The sequence below is a fragment of the Streptomyces antioxidans genome, assembly GCF_000968685.2.
Lineage (GTDB): Bacteria > Actinomycetota > Actinomycetes > Streptomycetales > Streptomycetaceae > Streptomyces > Streptomyces antioxidans.
This window is the reverse complement of the sequence record NZ_LAKD02000006.1, coordinates 162,761-184,740: the sequence shown is the minus strand read 5'-3', so window position 1 is coordinate 184,740 and position 21,980 is coordinate 162,761. Positions and strand designations below refer to the sequence as shown.

Annotated in this window: 23 protein-coding genes; 14 read left to right on the top strand and 9 right to left on the bottom strand. The window is 71.1% G+C overall.

The features are described from left to right. Window positions 1-9 precede the first annotated feature (9 nt). Both VT50_RS05745 and VT50_RS05740 read left to right on the top strand, forming a co-directional pair. Entirely contained in the window at window positions 10-432 is a 423-nt protein-coding gene (locus tag VT50_RS05745; protein WP_046088330.1) for a RidA family protein, read from the top strand. A gap of 45 nt (window positions 433-477) precedes the next feature. Next, entirely contained in the window at window positions 478-1,341 is an 864-nt protein-coding gene (locus VT50_RS05740; protein ID WP_046088329.1) for a PaaX family transcriptional regulator, read from the top strand. A gap of 15 nt (window positions 1,342-1,356) precedes the next feature. Here VT50_RS05740 and VT50_RS05735 read toward each other — a convergent pair whose 3' ends face one another. The 5 genes from VT50_RS05735 to VT50_RS05715 form a co-directional block, all read right to left on the bottom strand. Next, window positions 1,357-1,863, bottom strand: coding sequence for an inclusion body family protein (locus VT50_RS05735; RefSeq protein WP_046088328.1), 507 nt, complete (start codon window positions 1,861-1,863; stop codon window positions 1,357-1,359). A gap of 4 nt (window positions 1,864-1,867) precedes the next feature. After that, window positions 1,868-3,715, bottom strand: a complete 1,848-nt coding sequence (locus VT50_RS05730) for a thiamine pyrophosphate-binding protein (protein ID WP_079343769.1) — start codon at window positions 3,713-3,715, stop codon at window positions 1,868-1,870. Next, window positions 3,712-5,748, bottom strand: coding sequence for a flavin monoamine oxidase family protein (locus tag VT50_RS05725; RefSeq protein WP_046088751.1), 2,037 nt, complete (start codon window positions 5,746-5,748; stop codon window positions 3,712-3,714). The genes VT50_RS05730 and VT50_RS05725 overlap by 4 nt, the downstream gene beginning before the upstream one ends. Window positions 5,749-6,243: 495 nt before the next feature. Next, window positions 6,244-6,672, bottom strand: a complete 429-nt coding sequence (locus VT50_RS05720) for an SRPBCC family protein (RefSeq protein WP_046088750.1) — start codon at window positions 6,670-6,672, stop codon at window positions 6,244-6,246. A 35-nt stretch (window positions 6,673-6,707) separates the two neighbouring features. Further along, window positions 6,708-7,718 carry an aldo/keto reductase gene (locus VT50_RS05715; protein WP_046088749.1) on the bottom strand — a complete coding sequence of 337 codons (1,011 nt, stop codon included), beginning with the start codon at window positions 7,716-7,718 and terminating at the stop codon, window positions 6,708-6,710. Between the two features lie 143 nt (window positions 7,719-7,861). Here VT50_RS05715 and VT50_RS05710 point away from each other — a divergent pair, with 143 nt between their 5' ends. Beyond that, on the top strand, window positions 7,862-8,800 hold the full coding sequence (locus VT50_RS05710) for a LysR substrate-binding domain-containing protein (RefSeq protein WP_046088748.1): 939 nt from the start codon (window positions 7,862-7,864) through the stop codon (window positions 8,798-8,800). Window positions 8,801-8,802: 2 nt separating this feature from the next. Here VT50_RS05710 and VT50_RS05705 read toward each other — a convergent pair whose 3' ends face one another. Continuing rightward, window positions 8,803-9,306: a MarR family winged helix-turn-helix transcriptional regulator gene (locus tag VT50_RS05705; RefSeq protein WP_046088747.1), complete on the bottom strand. Its 504-nt coding sequence runs from the start codon at window positions 9,304-9,306 to the stop codon at window positions 8,803-8,805. 158 nt (window positions 9,307-9,464) lie between these two features. Between VT50_RS05705 and VT50_RS05700 the strand changes: the two genes are divergently transcribed. From VT50_RS05700 to VT50_RS05690, 3 genes are all read left to right on the top strand, one after another. Continuing rightward, window positions 9,465-10,760, top strand: a complete 1,296-nt coding sequence (locus VT50_RS05700) for an MFS transporter (RefSeq protein WP_075200476.1) — start codon at window positions 9,465-9,467, stop codon at window positions 10,758-10,760. A gap of 56 nt (window positions 10,761-10,816) precedes the next feature. Beyond that, window positions 10,817-11,242: a GlcG/HbpS family heme-binding protein gene (locus VT50_RS05695; protein WP_046088746.1), complete on the top strand. Its 426-nt coding sequence runs from the start codon at window positions 10,817-10,819 to the stop codon at window positions 11,240-11,242. A gap of 64 nt (window positions 11,243-11,306) precedes the next feature. After that, window positions 11,307-12,131: an aldo/keto reductase gene (locus VT50_RS05690; RefSeq protein ID WP_046088745.1), complete on the top strand. Its 825-nt coding sequence runs from the start codon at window positions 11,307-11,309 to the stop codon at window positions 12,129-12,131. 119 nt (window positions 12,132-12,250) lie between these two features. Here VT50_RS05690 and VT50_RS38260 read toward each other — a convergent pair whose 3' ends face one another. From VT50_RS38260 to VT50_RS39510, 3 genes are all read right to left on the bottom strand, one after another. Beyond that, window positions 12,251-12,364 carry a hypothetical protein gene (locus VT50_RS38260; protein ID WP_107424737.1) on the bottom strand — a complete coding sequence of 38 codons (114 nt, stop codon included), beginning with the start codon at window positions 12,362-12,364 and terminating at the stop codon, window positions 12,251-12,253. 185 nt (window positions 12,365-12,549) lie between these two features. After that, on the bottom strand, window positions 12,550-13,341 hold the full coding sequence (locus tag VT50_RS05685) for an IclR family transcriptional regulator (RefSeq protein WP_046088744.1): 792 nt from the start codon (window positions 13,339-13,341) through the stop codon (window positions 12,550-12,552). Between the two features lie 40 nt (window positions 13,342-13,381). Beyond that, the gene (locus tag VT50_RS39510) at window positions 13,382-13,906 is read right to left on the bottom strand and encodes an ATP-binding protein (protein ID WP_053048718.1); all 525 of its coding nucleotides are present in this window, start codon (window positions 13,904-13,906) and stop codon (window positions 13,382-13,384) included. A gap of 394 nt (window positions 13,907-14,300) precedes the next feature. On the opposite strand from VT50_RS39510, the gene VT50_RS05675 reads away from it, so the two are divergent. From VT50_RS05675 to VT50_RS05640, 8 genes are all read left to right on the top strand, one after another. After that, window positions 14,301-15,359 (top strand): substrate-binding domain-containing protein, encoded by a 1,059-nt coding sequence (locus VT50_RS05675; RefSeq protein WP_046088743.1) that lies wholly within the window; start codon window positions 14,301-14,303, stop codon window positions 15,357-15,359. A gap of 67 nt (window positions 15,360-15,426) precedes the next feature. Then, window positions 15,427-16,464 carry an ABC transporter permease gene (locus tag VT50_RS05670; RefSeq protein WP_053048717.1) on the top strand — a complete coding sequence of 346 codons (1,038 nt, stop codon included), beginning with the start codon at window positions 15,427-15,429 and terminating at the stop codon, window positions 16,462-16,464. After that, window positions 16,461-17,324 carry an ATP-binding cassette domain-containing protein gene (locus VT50_RS05665; protein ID WP_078840883.1) on the top strand — a complete coding sequence of 288 codons (864 nt, stop codon included), beginning with the start codon at window positions 16,461-16,463 and terminating at the stop codon, window positions 17,322-17,324. The genes VT50_RS05670 and VT50_RS05665 overlap by 4 nt, the downstream gene beginning before the upstream one ends. A gap of 40 nt (window positions 17,325-17,364) precedes the next feature. Beyond that, the gene (locus tag VT50_RS05660) at window positions 17,365-18,264 is read left to right on the top strand and encodes an MBL fold metallo-hydrolase (RefSeq protein WP_046088741.1); all 900 of its coding nucleotides are present in this window, start codon (window positions 17,365-17,367) and stop codon (window positions 18,262-18,264) included. Continuing rightward, window positions 18,261-18,905 (top strand): bifunctional 4-hydroxy-2-oxoglutarate aldolase/2-dehydro-3-deoxy-phosphogluconate aldolase, encoded by a 645-nt coding sequence (gene eda / locus VT50_RS05655; RefSeq protein WP_046088740.1) that lies wholly within the window; start codon window positions 18,261-18,263, stop codon window positions 18,903-18,905. Before VT50_RS05660 ends, eda begins: the two co-directional genes overlap by 4 nt. 44 nt (window positions 18,906-18,949) lie before the next feature. Beyond that, window positions 18,950-19,786, top strand: coding sequence for an SDR family oxidoreductase (locus VT50_RS05650; RefSeq protein ID WP_046088739.1), 837 nt, complete (start codon window positions 18,950-18,952; stop codon window positions 19,784-19,786). A gap of 13 nt (window positions 19,787-19,799) precedes the next feature. Then, a complete protein-coding gene (locus VT50_RS05645) occupies window positions 19,800-20,888 on the top strand; it encodes a galactitol-1-phosphate 5-dehydrogenase (protein WP_046088738.1) in 1,089 nt (362 codons plus the stop codon). After that, window positions 20,885-21,976 carry a zinc-dependent dehydrogenase gene (locus VT50_RS05640; protein ID WP_046088737.1) on the top strand — a complete coding sequence of 364 codons (1,092 nt, stop codon included), beginning with the start codon at window positions 20,885-20,887 and terminating at the stop codon, window positions 21,974-21,976. The genes VT50_RS05645 and VT50_RS05640 overlap by 4 nt, the downstream gene beginning before the upstream one ends. Window positions 21,977-21,980 lie beyond the last annotated feature (4 nt).

The window sequence follows — 21,980 nt, the reverse complement described above, 5'->3', positions numbered from 1 at the left end:
GGAGGCCCCATGACCCCCGTCCCCGTGAACCCGCCCGCTCTGCCGAGGCCCAGCGGCTACTCACATGGCACACTCGCGGGAAACACCCTCCACCTGGGAGGACAGACCGCCCTCGACGCGGACATGAAGATCGTCCCGGGGGGCGTCGTCGAGCAGTTCCGGCAGGCGTTCGGCAATCTGCTCACCACGCTGCGCGAGGCCGGAGGGCGGCCCGAGGACCTGGTGAGCGTGACCATCTACCTCACCGACATCCCCGACTACCAGGCACACGGCAAGGAGATCGGCGAGGTCTGGCGCGAGCTCGCCGGGCCCGTCTACCCGGCCATGGCGGGCATCGGCTGCACGGCGCTGTGGCAGCCCGAGGCGGTGATCGAGATCCTGGGCGTGGCCGTGATCCCCGAGGAACGGCTGGTGGCACCGGGCGCGCGGTGACGGGCGGCGCCAGACGGTGGGGCGCCGGACGTTAGGGTGCCGGGAATGACCGCGCAGACGACACCGGCCACCGCCGTGGCGGGCGAGCGGGAGTCCCGCCATGCCCCGCTCATCCTCACGCTCTACGGCCTCTACGCCCGGGGCGAGCACAACTGGCTCTCGGTCGCCTCGCTGATCGGCCTCATGGCGGACCTCGGCGTGGAGAGCCGGGCCGTGCGGTCCTCGGTCTCCCGGATGAAGCGCCGCGAGGTGCTGCGCGGGGAGCGCCGCGAGGGCGTCGCCGGATACTCGCTCGCCGGATCGACCCTGGAGACGCTCGCCGAGGGCGATGTGCGCATCTTCCGGCGGACCAGGGCGTCCCGCGGGGACGGCTGGGTGCTCGTGGTGTTCTCCGTGCCCGAGTCCGAGCGCGAGAAGCGGCACGCCCTGCGGACGGCCCTGACCCGGCTGGGCTTCGGCACCGCGGCGTCGGGCGTCTGGATCGCCCCCGGACACCTGGCGGACGAGGCGCGGCGGACCCTGGAGCGCCGGGAGCTGTCCGCGTACGTCGACATCTTCACCGGCGACCACGTGGCCTTCGGCGACCTGCGGGAGAAGGTCCGTTCCTGGTGGGACCTGGATGAACTCACCGCCATGTACGCGGACTTCCTGCGCCGGTACGGCCCGGTGCTGGACGCCGTGACGCGCCGCGGGCCACAGCCGCTGGAGGCGTTCGGTACGTACGTTCCGATGCTGACCCAGTGGCGGCGCATGCCCTACCGTGACCCGGGGCTTCCCCTGGAGCTGCTCCCGCCGGACTGGAACGGCGTGGCCGCGGGCGAGCTGTTCGACCGGCTCCACACCGTGCTGAGCGCCCCCGCGGCGGCACACGCCGCGGGGGTCTTTCACTCGGGACGTGCCGCTACCTGACCGCGGGGAGGGCCGTCAGGAGCGCTTCTCGATGGTGATGAACGGGTCCCACTGGAAGTACCCCACCAGCCGCTGGTCGGCGTCCAGGATCTGGAAGGAGAAGTGGTAGGTGACCTCGCCAACCTTCTTGACGTCCGCCTCCCAGAAGTGGTCCGCGTAGTCCTGGGTCTCGAAGTCCGGCCGGTCGGTGGCCCCGTCCTTCGGGATCGGATAGGTGCCGTCGCCGATCACGACCCGCGGTGTGCTGATGAGCGGGTCGCCGCTCGCGTACCGGTACAGCAGGGCGCAGTACTCGCTGTTGAGCGACAGTGTCGTCTCGCGCCACCTGATGATGTCCCTGGGGTTGGCGCGGAAGTTCAGCTCGGCCCCCGAGGTGCCGATGACGCGGTCCTGGCGCGTCGTCATATAGATCAGGCTCTGGTCGACCCAGGTCGGCGCGTTGTAGTCCTTCGACGCGTCGGGATACCGCTTGGCGATCGAGAACGCGTCGAACGCGATCAGCACATTGATGATCTCTGACATGCCGCTACTCCCCTTTTACCTTGTAGGCCATCGCCCGCGGATAGTCGTGCCGGTGCAGCCGGACCCGGACCAGCAGTGGTCCGGCGTTGACCGGGTCGGTCGGGTCGGTGAGGCGTGCCAGCAGCTCGTCCAGCTCGCCGGGGTGCGCCACGCTGACCCCGTGCGCCGGGGTCTTCTTGCCCGAGAAGACATCCGCCAGCCGCTCGTAGTGCCACGGGTGGAGCACGTTGTAGAAGTCCGCGCCATCGGTGTCGGCGGCGCCGCGGGGCTCCCGGTCCGCGTAGTAGGACGGGTGCACCAGCATCTGCTCGATGCCGTAGAAGTGCCCGTTGTCCATTACGAACACCACCGACCGCAGCCCGAGCCTGGTGTGGGTGGAGATCTCCTGGCAGGTCTCCTGGAAGGCGCCGTCGCCGACGAACACCATCGGGCGGGCGTGGCCGCGCTCGGGGGCGAGCGCCGCGCCGGTGGCCGCGCCCACGGACCAGCCGATGGACAGCCAGCTGACCTGTGACAGGAAGCCGCCCGCTGGCAGGGTCAGGTTCATCGAGCCGATCAGGGAGAACGCGGCGTCGGAGACCACCGTCCAGCTCTCCCGGGTCTCCTTGGCCAGGAAGTGGTTGATCCGGTCGAACACCCCGTCGTACGTGAGCCGTTCGCCGGGCCCGGACAGCGCGCCACCGGCGCGGAGCGTCGTGGCGCGGTGGTCCTCGAGGGAGGCGGGGCGGTTCCCGGACCCGCCGTGCCTGGCGTGTGCCTCGGCGTAGTAGTCGGCGGTCAGGCCACCGGAGCCGAAGCGCGCCACCAGCGCGTCCTGGAGGGCCGGGATCAGCCGGGCGAGCTGGACGTCGGGGAAGTACTGGGTGCCGACGCTGACCCCGCCCCGTGCCGCCACCACCCAGTCCGTGCCGACGCACAGTTCACCGTTGAGATTCTTCGAGGTGGACCAGGTGCCGAGGCCGATCCGGCAGGTGGCCCAGTCCTTGAAGACCGCGTGTACGTCCGGGTGGCTGGCCTTGCCGTTGTAGACCCCGTGGAACTGCGGCAGCCGCTCGTCGAGGACGGCCTTGGCCCCGACGGTGGTGCAGTACGGCACCCCGGTGGCCTGCGTCAGATCGGTGAGCTGCCGGTCGAGGCGGAACCGCTCGACCTCCTCGCCCGCCCAGACGATCGGGCGGGGCCTGCCGTCCGGGCCGGGGTGCTCCTCGACCAGTGCGAGGACCGCGGCGACGGCGCTCGCCAGCATGGTCTGGTTGCGCACGCTGAACGGCCGCTCGCGGCGCAGCAGCGGCTCCCCGGCCACGGCACACGGCTCGTCCCACAGGTCCTCCATCACCTCCAGGTAGACGGGCCTGCGCTCGGAGAGGCAGGCGGTGAGCGCGGCGTCGATCTGGCCGGGGGCGAGGCCCGGGTTGGAGATGACCTGCGCCTCCACGGTGACCTGCCGGTAGGCGTCCAGGTTGCTCTCCCGGCGCGGGCTCATATGGGAGGTGAGCAGGCTGAGCGCGCGGTAGTTCTGCCACTGTTCGTACGGCGGGCAGGCGTTGATGGCGATGAGCGGGACGTGTTCCACATACGCCCCGCCACAGGCGTTGAGCAGGTTGAACGCGCCGACGCTGTAGGTGACCGCGGCGGCGCCGATGCCGTGGAGACGGGCGTAGGAGTCGGCGGCCTGGCCCGCGCCGCCCTCGGTGGGGGTGCCGACCCACTCGATGTCTCCCTCGGCCCGCAGCGTGGTGAGGAACGGGCCGAGGTGGTTGCCGGGCACCCCGAACAGATGGGTGATGCCCAACTCTGCCAGGCGGCGGGCCAGATGGCGGGCGACCGTGGACTCGGGGGTGATCGCGGTCACGAGGGGTCCTCCTGGTCCGGGCCCGGTGTGGTGAGGGGCGGGGCCTGGTGGACGGCGGTGGCGGCGCGGACGGCGCTCTCCAGCGCGCCCTCGATCCAGGCGTGTTTGAGCGAGGTGTGCTCCCCGGCGAAGTGCACCGGGCCCTCGGGGCGGGAGGCGTCCAGGTGGAAGCTGGTCATCTGGTGCGGGGTGTACGTGGCGGCCTCGCCGAAGGCGTACGGGTCGCGGGCCCAGCTCTTGGTGGCGCCCAGGCCGGTGAAGAACACCTCGATGCGGCGTCCGTGCAGGGCCTGGAGGTTGCGCAGGGCGTAGACATAGCGCTCCACCTCGCGCATGGAGTCCCAGCGCGCGGCGTCGTCCGACCAGGAGTACGAGGCGAGCACCACACCGCCGGTGCTGCCCTCGACCGGGTGCGAGGGGTAGTAGACGAACCGGTTGGGGTTGTCGGTGGCGGAGCCGCCCCCGAAGCAGTGGGTGGCGGGGCGCACGGCGGGGCCGCGCAGCGGCATGGCGCTGTTGACCTGGCGCAACTCCTCGGTGACTCCGCTGTCCTTGACCGCGGCGCCGAGCAGGTCGCGGCCCGCCTCGGCGAGTTCGGGCGCGGGACCGGTGCCGGTGTCGCCGCCGCGCTGGTAGTACGCGTAGAGGCCCGGTGTGATGCTGTCGAGCTCGCTGCGCCAGTCGTCCTCGGTGAACTCCCACCACCGGTGGCTGAACTCCAGCAGCACCTTGGTGGCCGAGTCGTAGTGGGTCTCGATGATGGCGCGGCGCTTCTTGTACGACATCGAGGGGACGATCTCCACGAAGCGCAGGGTGGAGAACGGGATGGCCACGATCGCCAGGTCCGCGGTCCACAGACGGGTGGGGCCCGCCGGGTTGTCCTCGGCGACGGTCCGCACGGCCACGCCCCATCCGTCGGGTCCGACGGCGCCGCTGCCCGCGGGGGCGGAGTCGCGGCTGGGGTCGAAGTACTCCAGGCGGATCATGCGGTGGCCGAACCGCACCTCGTCGCGCAGGCCCCGGTGGAGGGCGTCCGGCAGCCGCCAGCTGCCACCGGGTATCTCCCAGTAGCGCACACCGGGGCTGATGTCGGTGTGGCTCAGGAAACTGTGGAAGAAGGAGAGATGGAGCCGCGAGGACATGTTCTCCAGCGTTCCGACCGCCTCGATGGCTTCGTCGCTGAGCCCCGCGTAGTCACGCAGGAAGCCACCCATCGAATAGCCGTCGAAGTCGTGGATCACCCGGGCCCAGCCCTCGATCCACTCCTCGAGCGGCTTGTTGACCCGCTCCCCGTCCACCACGTCGGAGTAGTAGTCCCGCACGCTCTCCAGCGCGTCGTCGACCATCCGCACGGCGGGGGCGCGGACCTCGTCATCGGTGAGGTGGAAGCCCTCGTTGATCTTCTCAGGGACGGTGCTGTAGTCGGAGCGCCGCACCTGGACGCGGTTGGTGCGGATCCAGGTGTTGCCGCGGCTGTCGGGCGCGCGGAAGTCGGGGCTGTCGTCGCCGTAGGTCCAGGTGCGGCCGGTGAAGGAGGTGTACGTCACCGGGGGGACGGGGACGTCGGGGCCGCTGCCGGTGGCGGGGTCGACGTCCACGTTGTAGAACAGGCGGCGGCCGAGCCCGAGTTTGTCGACGAGGGCGAGGACGAGCGGGTGGAAGTCGGGCAGCCGCATGGCACCGGCCTCGGCGTACTGGGCGGCGTCGTCGAACGGCCGGTGGTGCTTGGTGGTGCGGAAGGTCTTGATGCGCCCGCCGGCCCGGCCGGTGTTGGCCTCCAGGATGGTGATGTCGTGGCCCGCGTCCTTCAGCAGCCGACCGGCCACCAGACCGGTGATACCGGCGCCGATGATGAGGATCTTCTTGCGGGGGTGGCGGGTGACGCCGAGGCTGCCCGTATCGATGAGGGTGTGGAGATAGCCGAGTTTGAGGTCGGTGTTGTCCGGTCCGATGAGGAGGAGTTCGCGGGCCAGCTTGAGACAGGTCTGCCAGCGCGCACGGGTGGCGGAGTTATCGCGCGGAGCGTCGGTCATAGCTTGCGATCGTAGATTTGAAGAAACGATTTCTCGTTTCTTTCGCAGGGTAATGTATGGGTAAAGTCCTAAAAGGGGATGCCCGATGGCTGACGGAATTTCGACGTGCTGGATTTTCCCCGCGAGTAGCCCGAGGTCCGGCTGGGGCGGGTGCTCCACCAGGGGGTGAGGGGGAGGACGGCGCAGCGGCGTCAGCGCCTCGATGAACTCGGTGGTCATCGCGACGGCGGGTGCAACGGGGCCAGGTCGGCCAGCCCGCGAAAGGAACGGGCGTCGAACTCCTGTCCGATAAGGAAGAAAGGCGCGCCGCAGCAACACCCATGGCCGCTCGGATGCCATTCAGAAACCCATTCCGACGGTCCCGAGCGCCCATCCGAATTGGTTTCAGGCCGTCGGGGACGTGGCGCACGGGAAAGGAGATGAGTGGGTTTCCGGCGCGCCGGGAACCCACTCATCCGCCCTGCGGGGCTTACGTCGGATGGCGGTGCGGACGCTTCAGACGGCTCGGCCCGCCAGGGTGTTGCGCAGGGCGGCGAGCCCGTCGGCGTAGATGCCGTGGAAGAGCGCGACGGCCTCGTCGTCGCTGACGCCGGCGGGGGTGAACGTACCGGACCACTCGACGCGCGATGCGCCGGACCGGCCGGGGACCTCGCGCACGCGCAGCGTGGAGAGGTAGTCGGTCACCGGGAAGGGCGCCTCCAGAATGGCGTAGCTGTACGAGCGCGCCGCGTCGTCGAAGGCCACGAGCCTTTCGACGATCACGCCGCCCTCCTCGTTGCGCAGTCGGCGGACGCGGCCGCCCTCGGCGGCCACGCTCTCCGCGATGTACGGCAGCCAGTCGGGCAGTGCGTCAAAGCCGCCGATGAGCTGCCACACCCGCTCGGGCGGTACGGCCAGGTCGAGGGTGGCGGTGGTGGAGGCCATCGGGATGCTCCTGTCGGGGTGGGGGAGGGGGATCGTCAGGCGACGGGCAGGGGCGCGAGGGGGGAGACCAGTCCGGCCTCGCGCAGCTCGGTCCAGAACGCCGCCGGGACGGCCTCGTCGAGGGCCGCGACATCCTCGGCGATCCGGCTGGGCCGGGTGGCGCCCGGAATCGCGGCGGCGGCCGCCGGGTGGGCCAGGGAGAACTGCAGGGCGGCGGCCTTGACGCTGACGCCGTGCCGCTCGGCGAGCTCCTTGATGCGCGCCACCTTCTCGATGATGTGCGCGGGCGCGTCCTGGTACTCGAAGTGGGTGCCGCCCGCGAGGATGCCGGAGCTGTAGGGGCCGCCGACGACGAGGCTGACGCCCTGGTCCGCCGCCGTGGGGAGCAGGCGCTCCAGGGCCCGGTCGTGGTCAAGCAGCGTGTAGCGCCCGGCGAGCAGGAAGGCGTCCGGCTTCGGCTCGTCCAGGTCGAGGGTGAGCTCGATGGGTTCGACGCGGTTGACGCCGAGCCCCCACGCCTTGATCACGCCCTCGTCGCGCAGCTGCTGCAGAACGCGGAAGGCGCCGGTGCGGGCGCTCTCGTAGACGGCGAGCCAGTCGTCGCCGTGGAAGTCCTGGGCCACGTCATGGACCCAGACGATGTCGAGCCGGTCGGTGCGCAGGCGCCGCAGACTGTCCTCGATGGACCGCTTGGTGGCGTCGGCCGTCCAGTCGTGGACGATCTTGTTGGGACGGCCGTGCTCGAACAGGCCGCCCTTCTCGCCGAGTTCACGGGCGGCGGGGTCCTCGACCTCGTCGAGGATCACGCGGCCCACCTTGGTGCTGAGCACATAACTGTCGCGGGGGCGCCCGGCGAGCGAGTCGCCGAGGCGAATCTCCGCCAGCCCCGCGCCGTAGAAGGGGGCGGTGTCGTAGTAGCGGATGCCGTGGTCCCAGGCGGCGTCGACGGTCGCTGCGGCCTCCTCGGCGGAGACATCGCGGAACATGCTGCCCAGCGGGGCCGTGCCCAGTCCGAGGCGGCCCGGGAGCAGAGACGTGATGGTCATGAAGTGTCCTCGCGGAGAGAGGGGGGAAGGGACGGACTCATGGCTCTCGGCCGGTCCGCCGTTCGTTCGCCTCCGACGTTAGGATCGGGACTTCAGACTGTCCAAGACTCTCTTGGATACACTTGAGTCCTCGGAGGTCTTACATGCTTGACCTGCGACAACTACGCTACTTCAGCGTCGTGGCCGAGACCGAACACGTCGGCCGCGCCGCCGAGCAACTCCATATCTCCCAGTCTCCCCTCAGCCGTCAGATCGCTCAGCTGGAGAAGAACCTCGGCCTGACCCTGTTCGAGCGCAGCCAGCAGCGCATCCGGCTGACCCGCGATGGCGCGATCTTCCTCAGCGAGGCCCGGGCGCTGCTGCGCCACGCCGACCGCCTGGAGAACCTGGGCCGCCGGCTGGGCAGGGGGGAGGAGGGCGGGCTGTGCATCGGCTACGTGGCCGACGCCATGCACACCGGTGTGCTCCCGGGCGCGCTGCGCCGGCTCCAGGAGGAGAGCCCCGGAATCCATGTCGCGCTGTACAGCATGGCCGCGGCCGAGCAGTTCGAGGGGCTGCGCCAGCGCAGCCTGGACATCGCCCTGGTGCGGGAGCCGCCGGACCGCGACGACCCCGTACTGCGCGCCGCGCCGCTGCTGGAGGACCCGTTGCTGCTGGTCCTTCCGGCGGGCCACCCGCTGGCCGGGCGCGAGGCGATTGCGGCGGAGGACCTGGACGGGCAGCCGTGGATCGCGGTCGAGGAGCCGGGCGACCCGGCGTGGCGGGACACCTTCGTCGCCTCGTGTGTGGCCTCGGGCTTCACGCCCGACATCCGGCTCGACGCCGCGGATCCCCTGACGGCACTCGGCCTGGTGGCCTCCGGCCTCGGGCTGGCGCTGGTGCAGAAGAGCATGGTGCGCGGCGCCACGGAGGCGGTGGCCGTGCGCACACTGCCCTGGTACGAGGCGTCCGTCCGGCTGTGGGCGGTCTGGCACCACGTCGATCTGCGGCCGGTCGTCGCCTCGTTCCGCGAGACGGTGCTGTCGGACGAGCGGGAGACGGGCGCGGGGCCGCTGTCCGGTGGCCTCGTCTCCGGAGCGTGAGCTCAGCCGGGCAGCCCGCACCCCGGAACGTGAAGTGATGAGGTGTCGAGGGGTGACGCCTCCAACGAGGCCACGGCCGTGACCAGGGTGGTGAGCCTCGGATCCCGCGCCGCCAGGTCAAGCGCCTCGCGCAGGGCGCCTTCGTACGTCGGCCGGGCCCGGCCGAGCAGCAGCAGCCCGGCCGCGGTGACATTGGCGTAGATCCCGCGCCGGTCGGTGGGACACAGATAGCGGGAGAGGAGTTCGCGGTCCTCGAGCCGGGTGACCAGGCGGGTGGTGGCGCTCTGGCTGAGGGCGACCGCGTCGGCCACCTGCTTCATCTGCAGATGGCCGTTGTCCCCGTCGTGCTGTCGGCTCAGGACGTCCAGCACCGCGTATTCGCGGGCGCTGAGCCCGTGGCGGGTGTGGAGAGCCCCCTCGAGACGCGTCTCGATCCTGTTGTGCAGCAGTGACAGGGCGCACCAGCTCTGGGCGAGGGGAGTGGCGACGAGGTCGGGCGCGGTCATGGCTGACTCCTGGTGCGGGGTGGGGCCCGGCCGGGCCCGGCGGCGGCGACGGTGACGTGATACACAGCATGAGCAATATAGCGCGCTTGCAATTACTGTGTCTGCAAGTATTGTGGGTGCTCGTAAGGGGCGGTAGCAATCACTTGGAGTGAACTTTCATGCCCATCGCACTGCTGGCCCTCGCCATCGGGGCCTTTGGGATCGGAACCACCGAGTTCGTGATCATGGGGCTGCTGCCCGAGGTCGCCGGGGACTTCGATGTGTCCATCCCCACCGCCGGATTCCTGGTGACCGGCTACGCGCTCGGCGTCATGGTCGGCGCGCCGCTGATGACCGCGCTCGGTACGAAGATCTCCCGCAAGCGCATGCTGATGCTGCTGATGGGGCTGTTCGTGGTGGGCAATCTGCTCTCCGCGCTCGCCCCCGTCTTCGGTGTGATGGCCGTGGGGCGGATCGTCGCCTCCTTCGCGCACGGCGCGTTCTTCGGCATCGGATCGGTGGTCGCGGCCGACCTGGTCGCGCCCGAGAAGAAGGCCGCGGCCATCTCGATGATGTTCACCGGACTGACCATCGCCAATGTCGTCGGTGTGCCGCTGGGCACCTCGATCGGCCAGTCGCTGGGGTGGCGCACCACCTTCTTCCTCGTCGCCGCGCTGGGCGTGATCGGCCTGGCGGGCATCGCCAAGCTCGTTCCCGACATCCCCAAGCCCGAGGGCGTGCAGCTGATCCATGAGCTGGCGGCCTTCCGCAACGCACAGGTGCTGCTGGCCATGGCGATGACCGTGCTCGGCTTCGGCGGTGTCTTCGCCGCCATCACCTACATCGCGCCGATGATGACCGAGGTCGCGGGCTACGCGGACTCGTCCGTCACCTGGCTGCTGGTCCTCTTCGGCCTCGGCATGGTCGGCGGCAACCTGCTCGGCGGCCGGTTCGCCGACCGGGCGCTGATGCCGATGCTGTACGTGTCGCTGGGCGCCCTGGCGCTGGTCCTGGCCGCGTTCACGTTCACCGCGCACAACAAGGTCGCGGCCGCCGTCTCCATCGCCCTCGTCGGCGGTCTGGGCTTCGCGACCGTGCCCCCGCTGCAGAAGCGGGTGCTGGACCACGCGGCGGGTGCGCCCACCCTGGCGTCCGCCGTCAACATCGGCGCCTTCAACCTCGGCAACGCGCTCTCGGCCTGGCTCGGCGGCCTGGTGATCTCGGCGGGGCTCGGCTACACCGCGCCCAACTGGGTCGGCGCCGTCCTCGCCGGATCCGCGCTGGTCCTCGCCGTACTCTCGGCCGCCCTGGAGCGCCGCGAAGCCCGCGGTGGCCGCGAAGCCCGCCGTGGCCGCGAAGCCCGCGGTGGCCGCGACGGCGCCAGTGGGGACCACGACGGCGCCAGTGGGGACCACGACGGCGTCACCACAGAATCCGCGCGACCGGCCCACGCGTGCACCGCCGCCCCGAGCTGAGCCACCCCGTACCCAACGCCGAACGGCACCACCACCATCAAGGAGATCCACCCGCCATGACCACCCCCGAGACCGCCGTCGCCCCGCTGACCACCCGGGACGCCGAGGCCCTTGTCCAGGCCGCCCGCGCCGCCGCCGAGGCGGCCGGGGTGGCCGCGGCCATCAGCGTCCTCGACGCCGGTGGCCATCCGCTGGCCTTCCGGCGCGACGACCGGGCCGTACTGATCGCGGGGGAGACGAGCACCCGTAAGGCGTTCACCGCGCTCCAACTGGACGCCCCCACCGCGGGCCTGGTCGACGCGGTCCAGCCCGGAGGCCCCTTCCACACCCTGCCCACCGCCCTCGACCGCCCGCTGCTGTTCATCGCCGGTGGCGTCCCGGTCCGCCGTGACGGCCGGTTGATCGGCGCGCTCGGCGTGGGCGGCGGCGCCCCCGAGCAGGACCACGAGATCGCCACCACGGCGGTCGCGACGCTCGGCTGAGACCCCAGAACCACCGATCCCGCAGAACCCACCAGCACCCACACCCGACCCGACGAAGGACACCATGACCTCCGTACCCAACGTCACCCTCCACACCGGCCTGGAGATCCCACAGCTGGGCTTCGGCGTCTTCCAGGTGGAGGACGAGCAGACCACCGGCGCGGTGCTCTCCGCCATCGAGGCCGGTTACCGCTCCATCGACACCGCGGCCATCTACGGCAACGAGGCCGGTGTCGGCCGTGCCCTGGCCGAGTCCGGCGTACCCCGCGAGGAGTTGTTCCTCACCACCAAGCTGTGGAACGCCGACCAGGGTTACGACTCCACCCTCGCGGCCTTCGACACCAGCCTGGCCAAGCTGGGCACCGATTATGCGGACCTCTACCTGATCCACTGGCCCACCCCGGCCCGCGACCGCTACCTGGACACCTGGCGCGCCCTGGAGAAGCTGCTGGCCGACGGCCGCACCCGCGCCATCGGCGTGTCCAACTTCCAGCCCGCCCATCTGGGGCGGCTGCTGGACCACAGCGGTGTGGTCCCGGTCATCAACCAGGTCGAGCTGCACCCCTACCTCCAGCAGGGTGAGCTGCGGGCGTTCCACGCCCGGCACAACATCGCCACCGAGGCGTGGAGCCCGCTGGCCCAGGGGGCGCTGCTCAAGGACCCCGCCCTCACCGCGATAGCGGAGCGGCACGGCAAGACGCCCGCCCAGGTGGTCCTGCGCTGGCACCTCCAGCTGGGGAACGTCGTGATCCCCAAGTCCGTGACCCCCGCCCGCATCCGGGAGAACATCGACGTCTTCGACTTCACCCTCACTCCCGAGGACATCGAGGCGATCGGCGCCCTCGACCGCGGTGAGCGCACCGGTCCGGACCCCGACACCCTCAACTGACCCCGCCCCCGGGTCACTTGGCCGCCCCGCCCCCTCGACCGCGCCGCCGCGGCCGTGCTCATCAGCCGGCCGGGCGGCGCGGCCCCGTGGGCAGCTGCGATCGGGCCTTCGGTGAGGGGTCAGTCGCGTTCGTAGACCGCGTCCGGCACGTCCCCGTCGATGGTGTAGCCGCCGTCGACCGAGAGCGTCGCCCCGGTCGAGTACGAGGCGTCCTCGGAGGCCAGATAGGCGATCGCCGAGGTACAGCCTCATCGGCCCGCCCACCCATCTGTACGGGCACTACCGGCTGGACGCCGCCGGGGCCGGGGCCGAGGCCCGCGAAGTGCTGCACGCCGCGAGCCGCTAGGCACCGGCTGCCCGTTCGGGGTTTTCCGGGCCGGGCGGCCCGCTTTCCTCCCGGTCGGTCCGTTCCGCCGGGTCAGCCGAAGTCGGCGACGGTGCCGGCGACGGCCTTCCAGCCCAGCGCCCGCGAAATCTCCTGCCCGGCCCCGACCAGCCGCGCGCGCAGACCGGCCGGGTCGGTGCCGAGGATCGCCTCCCGCACCCCGCTGATGGACAGGGCGGCCCGCACCTGCCCCCGGTAGTCCAGGATCGGCACGCCGAGCGCGGCCACGCCCACCGTGACGTCCTGGTCGCTGACCGAGACTCCGGTCGCAACGGCCTCCTCAAGCACCGGGATCAGCGTGTCCGCCGTGACCGGGGTGGACGGGGTGAACCGCTCCACGGGCCCCTGTTCGAGGTAGTCCGACCAGGCCGAGCGGTCCTGGAAGGCCAGCAGGGCGAGGGAGGCCGCCCCGGCGTGCAGCGGCAGCGCGCCGCCGAGCTTCAGGGCGAGGGACTGGACCCGCCGGCCGTCAAGCCGCTCGATGCACACCGCCTCACGGCCGCGTTGGACGCACAGGTACACCGTCTCGCCGGTCTCGTCGTGCAGGCGCTCCATCACCGGCTGCGCGAACCGCCGCTCGTCGAAACGCTCCACCACGGCGGTGCCGAGGGTGAGCAGGTGGAAGCCCAGGCGGAAGGTGCCGCGGCGGCTGCCGCCCTCCACCATGTCCAGCCCCTGGAGGCTCGACAGCAGCCGGTAGACCGAGCTGCGGGGCTCGCCCAGCCCCTCCGCGAGCTGTGCGGCCGTCGCCTCCCCCTTCTCCGCGAGCAGATCGAGGACCTCAACGGACTTACGGACGAGAGCCAGGCCACCTTCATGCGCCACGCACGTGAAGATATCACTCAGCGGACAACTGGTCTACTGGTCAGTAATCGATGGGGGAGGTGGTGCGGGGTGCCGGGATCCGGCCGTCCCGCACCCGGCGCCGGAACCAGATGACCTTTCCGGTGGCGGTGGGGCGGGTGCCGAAGGCATCGGCGAGCGCCGCGACGAGGAGCAGCCCGCGGCCGTTCTCGGCGTCGGGGCCGCTGGGGCGCGGCCGGGGCGCCTCCCGGCAGCCGTCCCCGACCTGGCAGATCACCCAGCGGCCGCGGCGCAGCCAGAGCCGCAGCCAGACGGGTCCTTCGGCGTGCTCGATCGCGTTGGTCACCAGCTCGTCCACCATGAGGACGATGTCGTCGGCGGTGGTGTCGGGCACCCCCCAGCGGCGCAGCGCGCCCGCCGCGGTACGGCGGGCCCGGCCCGCGGCGGCGGGGTCGGTGGCCAGCCGCAGGGCCAGCCCCCGCGGGGTGGTGCGGACGCCGGGCGGGCCGGTTCGCCGGCGCGGCGCTGGGCCGGTGGGTGGCGGCGGCGGGACGGTGCCGACCGCCCCCGCTGGGTTCACTGTCATATCCGTACTCCTTTCCGAGCGCTGTGTGCGGCCCGGAAGGGGGGTGTGGCTGACTCCGTCGGGAGGGGTCCGCCACCCAGGTTCGTAGGGATTTCTGCCACAGTCAAGATCGTTCGAAGAAATTTCGACGTCTTTTTCGAGCGTCGGTTCGTGTCGCGCGTATGTCGTGGAAATTTCTTCGAGATGCATTGACAGTGCTCGAAACCTCTGCGACGTTGTGGATCGAGCCGCTGAGCACGCCCCACCGGCCATCCCCGCCCGATCAGGGCCGAGCCGACCGATCCACGCGTCGGCACCGACGGTCCCCGCTGCCGCGAACCGGCACCCGGCGGGCGGCGCAACCCGGCCACCTCCCTCCCCAGCCACCCCCCGCACGTCGAGAAAAGGCAATCTCATGGCAGATCGCGTCAAGCCGCGCCACCGAGCGCTCGCGGCCTCGTCCGCGGGGACCGCTCTCCTCCTGCTGCTGCTCACCTCATGCGGGAACGGCATCAGCGGCCACGGTGACGACAAGACCATCGTCGGCCTCGTCACCAAGACCGACGACAACCCCTTCTACGTGAAGATGCGCGAGGGCGCCCAGAAGAAGGCCAGCCAGCTCGGTGTGGACCTGAGGACCTTCGCGGGCAAGGGCCAGGCCGACAACGACTCACAGGTCAAGGCCATCGAGAACCTGGTGGCGGCCGGTGCCGAGGGCATTCTGATCACCCCGGCCGACTCCGGCGCGATCATCCCCGCCATCGAACGGGCCCGGAAGGCCGGGGTCATGGTCGTCGCCCTGGACTCGCCGACGGAACCCGCGTCCGCGGTGGACGCCACCTACGCCACCGACAACCGGCTTGCGGGCCGCATGATCGGCAAGTGGGCCAGGGCGCGGATGGACGGCAAGCGGCCGAGGGTCGCCCTGCTGGACCTCAGCTCCGAGCAGGTCAAGGTCGATGTGCTGCGGGACCAGGGCTTTCTCGAGGGCTTCGGCGTCGATGTGCGGAACCCCAACCGGATCGGCGACGAGCGCGACTCCCGGATCGTCGGCCACGAGGTGACCGGCGCCAACGAGGAGGGCGGGCGCGACGCCATGGAGAAGCTGCTCCAGAAGAACGGCTCCATCAACCTCGTCTACACCATCAACGAGCCCACCGCCGCCGGTGCCTACCAGGCCGTCAAGGCGGCCGGCAAGCAGAAGGACATCACCATCGTCTCCGTCGACGGCGGCTGTCCCGGCGTCAAGAACGTGGCCGGCGGCGTCATCGGCGCGACCTCGATGCAGTTCCCCGTGAAGATGGCGGCCGAGGGCCTGGCCGCCGTGGCCGAGCACGCCAAGGACGGCGGCAAGGGCTCCGGCTCCTCCGGACCGGGCTTCACCAACACCGGAGTCTCCCTCATCACGGACACCCCCGTATCCGGTCTGGATTCGCAGAAGTCGGACTGGGGCCTGCGCCACTGCTGGGGCTAGCCCCGCGCGCCACCGCGGAGGCCGACCCCCACACCCACACATCCCTTACCGCTTCCAGGAGTTGACCGTGGTGCACGACACCGTCCCGCCACCCGCCGTAGACCCTCCCCCCACCCGGCCGCAGGCGCGCGGAGCACTCGCCCGCGGACAGGCGGCCCTGCACACCAAGCCGCTGCTCGGCCCGCTCATCGTGCTGCTCCTCGCCTCGCTGTTCTTCAGCGTGTGGGTGGGGTCCCGGTTCAGCGATCCGCTCAATATCTCGCTGATCGTCCAGCAGGTGCAGATCATCGGCATGGTCGGCATCGCCCAGACGCTGATCGTGCTGACCGCGGGCATCGATCTGTCGGTCGGCGCCATCACCGTGCTCGGCTCCGTGGTGATGGGCAAGCTGGCCGTGGACCACGGGCTGCCGGTGCCGCTGGCCCTGCTGCTCGGTGTTCTCATCGGCGGAGTCTGCGGCGGGCTCAACGGGGTGCTGGTCACCCGGTTCCGCATTCCGCCGTTCATCGCCACGCTCGGCACCCTCAGCGTCTTCTCCGCCCTCACCCTCTTCTACTCGCGCAGTGAGACCATCCGGGCCCAGGATGTGCCGTCCCTGCTGAGCTGGCCCGGCCGCTCCATCAATGTCCTGGGCACCGATGTCACCTACAGCTCGCTGATGATGATCGGCTGCTTCGCCGCGGTGGCCTATCTGCTGCGTGGCACCGCGTGGGGCGCCCATCTGCACGCCGTGGGCGACAACCGCGAGGGCGCCCGCCTCAGCGGGATCCGCACCGGTCGGGTGCTGCTCAGCGTGTATGCGGTGGCGGGGCTGATCTGCGGTCTCGCCGCCTGGTTCCTCATCGGGCGGATCGGCTCGGTCAGCCCGCAGGCCGGTGAGAACCTCAACCTCCAGTCCATCACCGCCGTCGTCATCGGCGGCACCAGCCTCTTCGGCGGCCGTGGCCATGTCCTCGGCACCCTGCTGGGCTCCCTCATCGTGGGCGTGTTCAGCAGCGGACTCGCCCTGTCCGGTGTGGACGCCCTATGGCAGGTCTTCACCGTGGGCGTCCTGGTGATCGTGGCCGTCGCCGCCGACCAGTGGATCCGGAAGGTGGCGGCATGAATCCCCAGAGCGACCCCCGGGACGATCCTCAGAGTGACCCCCGGAACGATCCCGGGAACACCTCCGCCGGCGTACTCGCCCTCCAGGCGCGCGGCCTGGTCAAGCGCTACGGACACGTCACCGCACTCGGTGGGGCCGATGTGGAGCTGCGCGCCGGTGAGGTCCTCGCCGTCATCGGGGACAACGGCGCGGGCAAGTCGACCCTCATCAAGTGCCTCTCCGGGGCGGAGGTCCCCGACGCCGGGGAGATCCGTCTCTTCGGGGAGCCGGTGCGGTTCCGCAACCCACTCGACGCGCGGGACCACGGACTGGAGACCGTCTACCAGAACCTGGCCGTCGCGCCCTCCAGGGACATTCCCGCCAACCTCTTCCTCGGCCGTGAGCGCCGCAGGTCAGGACCGCTCGGCCGGGTCTTCCGGCTGCTGGACAAGAAGGGGATGCGGGAGGAGACCCGGGACCTGCTCACCTCCCTCGGGCTGCTGACCATCCAGAACTTCTCCCAGCCGGTGGAGACGCTCTCCGGCGGACAGCGCCAGGGCGTCGCCGTGGCGCGCGCCGCCTGCTTCGGCAGCCGGGTGATCATCATGGACGAGCCGACGGCGGCGCTCGGGGTGCGGGAATCACAGCGGGTGCTCGACCTCATCCGGGAGATCCGCGGCCGTGGTGTGCCGGTCATCCTGATCAGCCACGACATGCCCCATGTCTTCGACGTCGCCGACCGCATCCACGTCCAGCGGCTGGGCCGGCGGGTCGCCCAGGTCCGCACCTCCGACATCTCGATGCCCGACGCCGTCGCCCTGATGACCGGAGCGCTGGACCCCGCGGAGCTCGACGGCAGATCCCCGGCGGGCACCCTATGACCGCACCCAGCGACCCCACCCCCAGCCATCGGGAGCACGCATGAACATCACACGGTCCGCCGTGCGCCCCGTGTCCGGCACCCCTCTCACCGGCACCTTCGCCGCCCCGCCCGGGGCCGGACCGGACGAGGTGACGCTGTGGTGGCTCGGCCAGGCCGGATTCGCCCTGCGCCACCGCGGCGGGCTGATCCTGATCGACCCGTACCTCTCGGACACCCTCGCCGAGAAGTACCGCGGGGCGCTCTTCCCGCACCGCCGGATGCACCCCGCCCCGGTGGCGCCGGAGGCCATCCGCGGGGTGGACGCGGTGCTGTGCACCCATGGACACACCGACCACATGGACCCGGGCACCATCCGGGCGCTGCTGCCGCACAACGACCCGCGCTTCGTCGTCCCGCGCGCCGAGCGGGCGCGGGCCCTGGAGCGTGGCGTACCCGCCGCCCGGCTGATCGGGACCACCGCGGGCGAGCGGGTGGAACTGGACGGCGGTGTCACCGTCGAACCGGTCCCCGCCGCGCATGAACACCTCGAACAGGACGGGAACGGCGACCACCGCTTCCTCGGCTATGTGCTCACGGTCGGCGGTGTCCGCGTCTACCACTCCGGCGACTGCGTCCCCCACGACGGGCAGCCAGAGCGCTTGCGCGCACTCCGCGCCGATGTGGCGCTGCTGCCGGTGAACGGGCGCGACCGCCACCGCACCGAGAACGGCGTTCCCGGCAACTTCACCGTCGAGGAGGCGGCCGAGCTGTGCGAGGCGGCCGGGATCCCGCACCTGATCTGCCACCACTTCGGCCTGTTCGACTTCAACACCGTCGACCCGGAGGACGCCCGCGACGCGCTGCGCCGCCGCGACGCGCCACCGTCCTGGACCGTGCCGCGGGTGGGCGACGCCCATGTCCTCACCCCGGGCGGCCCCACCGCGAAGGAGGACCGATGAACCCCACCGAACTCCTCGGCGAACTGCGCCGCGTCCGGGTCGTCCCGGTCGTCACCCTGCCCCGGGTGCGCCACGCCGACCCGCTCGGCGAGACCCTGCTCGGGGCGGGACTGCCGGTCGCCGAGATCACCTTCCGCACCCCGGCCGCCCGGGACGGGATCGCCGCCCTGCGGGCCCGCCACCCCGGGCTGCTGGTCGGCGCGGGGACGGTCCTGGACCGTACGACCGTGGACCGCGCCGTCGACGCGGGAGCCCAGTTCGTGGTGGCGCCCGGCTTCAACCCGGACGTCGTGGACCACTGCCTGGAGCGGAAGATCCCCGTCGTCCCCGGCGTCAACAGCCCCACCGGGGTGGAGGCGGCCCTGGCCAGGAGGCTGCCACTGGTGAAGTACTTCCCGGCCGAGGCGTCGGGCGGACTGCGGCTGCTGGACGCCATGGCGGCTCCGTACGACGGGATGGCGTTCCTGCCCACCGGCGGGATCACCCCGGACAACCTCCCCGACTATCTGAGCCGGCCGCACGTGGCCGCCTGCGGTGGCACCTGGATCGCCAGTACGGCGCTGCTGGCCGAGGGGGACTACGAGGCCATCGGGCGCAATGCCCGCGCCGCGGTCGAGACCGCCGCCGCGGCCGCCACCTGAGAACCACCCACGAACACCCACCCACCACACCAAAAAGGGACAGCATGACCACCACCTACGAACCCGCCCCCGGCACCGCGCTGGAGGGCAAGGTCGCCATCATCACCGGTGGCGCCTCCGGCATCGGCGAGGCCGTCGGCCGGATCTTCGCGGCCAACCGGGCCAAGGTCCTCCTGGTCGACATCGACGGCAAGCGGCTCCAGCAGGTCGTCGGCTCCATCCAGTCCCAGGGCGGCGACTGCGTGGGCGCCGAGGCCGATGTCACCGAGGAGGAGCAGGTCCAGGGCTTCTTCCGGACCGCCATGGAGGAGTGGGGCCGGGTCGACCTCCTCGTCAACAGCGCGGGCCGCGACTCGCTCTCACCACCGGTGACCGAGGTGACGCTGGAGGAGTGGAACAAGACCATCGGCCCCAATCTGACCGCGGTCTTCCTGTGCTGCCGCGAGGCGTTCCGCATCATGGAGCGGCAGCCCACCGGCGGGCGCGTCATCAACATGGGATCGTCCTCGGCCCGACTGGCATCCGGTCCCGGCCACAGCCCCTACCGCGCCTCCAAGCACGGGATGATGGGATTCAGCAAGAACATCCTCCTTGAGGGCAAGGAGAAGAACATCGGGGTGACGGTGATCAACCCGTCCCACGTCAAGACCCCGATGACCGAGATCATCGACAAGGGTCTGTACGACGGCGACATCCCCGCCTACCTCGACGGCTGGCTGGACGACAAGGAGCTCGCCGAGGGCATCCACGCCAGCTGCATCGACGTCGACAACGTCGCCGAGGTGTCCCTCTACGTGGCCACCCGCACGCCCGACGTCACCATCCCCCAGATCGCGCTCTACCCGACGCACAAGGCACACCGCTACGGCATGGAAGTCTGAGGCGGACCAAGCGATGAAGGCAGCAGTACTGCAATCCGAGGGCGTCCTCACCCTCACCGACGTCCCCGCCCCCGCGCCCGTGGGCGACCGCTCCGTCCTCGTCCGCGTCGGCGGTGTGGGCGTATGCGGCTCTGATGTGCTCAGGTTCGGCCGCGGGAAGGCGTACCACTATCCGCTCGTCCTGGGCCATGAGTTCTCCGCCGTGGTCGAGGAGGCCCCGGAGGGAAGCCGCTTCCGCCCCGGGGACCGCGCCGCGGTCTTCCCCCTCCTGCCCGACCCGGCGGATCCGATGACCCAGATCGGCGAGTACGCCCTCGGCTCCGGTTATGACTACTACGGCTCGCGGCGGGACGGCGCCATGGCCGAGTTCCTCCAGGTGCCCGAGGCCAATCTGGTGCCGGTGGCGCGGGATCTGCCCCTGGTGCACGCCGCCATGGTGGAGCCCGCCGCGGTGGCCCTGCACGCCGTGCTGAAGTTCCAGCTGCCATCCCACGCCACCGCGCTGGTGATCGGGGCCGGACCCATCGGGGCGCTGGCCGCCCAGTGGCTGCGCATCCTGGGCGTCAGCGAGGTGTACGTGGCCGATGTGGACGAGCGCAAGCGCGCCGTCATGGCGGACCTCGGCTTCCCGGTGATCGACGCGTCCGCCGGGGACACGGTGGAGGCGGTCCGGGAGCTGACCGGCGGCCGGGGCGTGGACTGCGCGGTGGAGGCGAGCGGTCTGCCCGCCACCCTCGTCCAGGCCCTCACCGCGGCGGCCCCGCTCGGCCAGGTCATGCTCCTGGGCGACATCTCAGGTGACCTGACCCTGCCGCGCGCCCTGGTCTCCTCGGTCCTCCGCCGTGAGCTGCGGGTCTACGGCACCTGGAACTCCAGGATCACCCCGGCCGGGCGCAGCGAATGGGACATGGTGGTCCACCACCTGGGGCGCGATCTGAAGGTGGCACCCCTCATCAGCCACACCCCGACCCTGGAGGAGGCACCGGCGATGTTCGCCGACATGCTGGAGCGCCGCACCTGGTACAACAAGGTCGTCTTCGCGGTGGCCGACCAGGCCCAGACCGAGCTCATCCGGCCCGGTGTCGCCGGAGGCGCGTCATGAGGGCCGCCGTGTTGCACCGGCCGGGGGAGCTGGCGGTCGAGGACGTGGCCGAGCCCACCGTCGTCGGCGACGATCTGCTGGTGCGGGTCCGGGCGGCCTCCATCTGCGGCACCGACCTGCGCATCTTCAAGCACGGCCACTTCAAGCTCCGCGATGGGCAGCCGCGGGTGCTGGGCCACGAGGTGGCGGGGGACGTGGTGGCGGCAGGGCCGCGGGTGACCGGGTTCCACCCGGGCACGCGGGTCACCGTCACCCCGAACGTGGGCTGTGGCCGCTGCGACATGTGCCGCCACGGCTACAACAACATGTGCCCGGACTACGAGGCGTTCGGCATCAGCATCGACGGCGGCTTCCAGGAGCTGCTGCGGGTGCCCGGCTTCGCCGTCCAGCGCGGCAATGTCTTCGCGATCCCCGACGGCGTCTCCTACGCCGAGGCGGCCCTGGTGGAGCCGTTCTCCTGCTGCTACAGCGGGCAGCGCGGGCTCCGGGTGGGCCCCGAGGACGTCGTGGTGATCACCGGAGCGGGCCCCATCGGCGCGTTCCACGTGCTGCTCGGCAAGCTGGCCGGGGCCCGCAAGGTGATCGTCTCCAACCGCGGCCGTCCCCGGCTGGACCTCGCCGCCCGGCTCGGCGCCGATGTGTGCGTCGGGGTCCGCGAACAGGACCTGGCCGAGGTGGTGCGCGAGCACACCGGCGGCCGGGGCGCGGACGTGGTCATCACGGCGGTGTCCGACCCCCAGGTGCAGGCGCAGGCGGCCGAACTGCTCGCGCCGCACGGCAGGCTCAACTACTTCGCGGGTCTCGGCGCCGCCCGCACCATCCCGCTCGACACCAACGCGGTGCACTACAAGGGCCTCACCCTGACCGGGACGACCGGCTCCACCAACGGCGACTACGGCCGTTGTCTGCGGCTGGTCGGCGAGCGCCGCGCCGATCTGTCACCACTGGTCAGCGAGGTGTTCCCCCTGGAGAAGATCCACGATGCCTTCGACTACGCGTCCTCCGGGGCCGGGATGAAGGCCATGGTCGCGTGTCACGGCGACCCCCACGCCACCACATCGGACCCCGCTCCGGCAGAAGGCAGGTGACATC

Coding starts and splice junctions, on each gene's coding strand:
- VT50_RS05665 (WP_078840883.1), top strand. CDS start 16,461: ATGAATCCCCAGAGCGACCCCCGGGACGATCCTCAGAGTGACCCCCGG.
- VT50_RS05710 (WP_046088748.1), top strand. CDS start 7,862: ATGCTTGACCTGCGACAACTACGCTACTTCAGCGTCGTGGCCGAGACC.
- VT50_RS05660 (WP_046088741.1), top strand. CDS start 17,365: ATGAACATCACACGGTCCGCCGTGCGCCCCGTGTCCGGCACCCCTCTC.
- VT50_RS05740 (WP_046088329.1), top strand. CDS start 478: ATGACCGCGCAGACGACACCGGCCACCGCCGTGGCGGGCGAGCGGGAG.
- VT50_RS05720 (WP_046088750.1), bottom strand. CDS start 6,672: ATGGCCTCCACCACCGCCACCCTCGACCTGGCCGTACCGCCCGAGCGG.
- VT50_RS05690 (WP_046088745.1), top strand. CDS start 11,307: ATGACCTCCGTACCCAACGTCACCCTCCACACCGGCCTGGAGATCCCA.
- VT50_RS39510 (WP_053048718.1), bottom strand. CDS start 13,906: ATGACAGTGAACCCAGCGGGGGCGGTCGGCACCGTCCCGCCGCCGCCA.
- VT50_RS05645 (WP_046088738.1), top strand. CDS start 19,800: ATGAAGGCAGCAGTACTGCAATCCGAGGGCGTCCTCACCCTCACCGAC.
- VT50_RS05695 (WP_046088746.1), top strand. CDS start 10,817: ATGACCACCCCCGAGACCGCCGTCGCCCCGCTGACCACCCGGGACGCC.
- VT50_RS05640 (WP_046088737.1), top strand. CDS start 20,885: ATGAGGGCCGCCGTGTTGCACCGGCCGGGGGAGCTGGCGGTCGAGGAC.
- VT50_RS05715 (WP_046088749.1), bottom strand. CDS start 7,718: ATGACCATCACGTCTCTGCTCCCGGGCCGCCTCGGACTGGGCACGGCC.
- VT50_RS05745 (WP_046088330.1), top strand. CDS start 10: ATGACCCCCGTCCCCGTGAACCCGCCCGCTCTGCCGAGGCCCAGCGGC.
- VT50_RS05735 (WP_046088328.1), bottom strand. CDS start 1,863: ATGTCAGAGATCATCAATGTGCTGATCGCGTTCGACGCGTTCTCGATC.
- VT50_RS05725 (WP_046088751.1), bottom strand. CDS start 5,748: ATGACCGACGCTCCGCGCGATAACTCCGCCACCCGTGCGCGCTGGCAG.
- VT50_RS05675 (WP_046088743.1), top strand. CDS start 14,301: ATGGCAGATCGCGTCAAGCCGCGCCACCGAGCGCTCGCGGCCTCGTCC.
- eda (WP_046088740.1), top strand. CDS start 18,261: ATGAACCCCACCGAACTCCTCGGCGAACTGCGCCGCGTCCGGGTCGTC.
- VT50_RS05700 (WP_075200476.1), top strand. CDS start 9,465: ATGCCCATCGCACTGCTGGCCCTCGCCATCGGGGCCTTTGGGATCGGA.
- VT50_RS05650 (WP_046088739.1), top strand. CDS start 18,950: ATGACCACCACCTACGAACCCGCCCCCGGCACCGCGCTGGAGGGCAAG.
- VT50_RS05705 (WP_046088747.1), bottom strand. CDS start 9,306: ATGACCGCGCCCGACCTCGTCGCCACTCCCCTCGCCCAGAGCTGGTGC.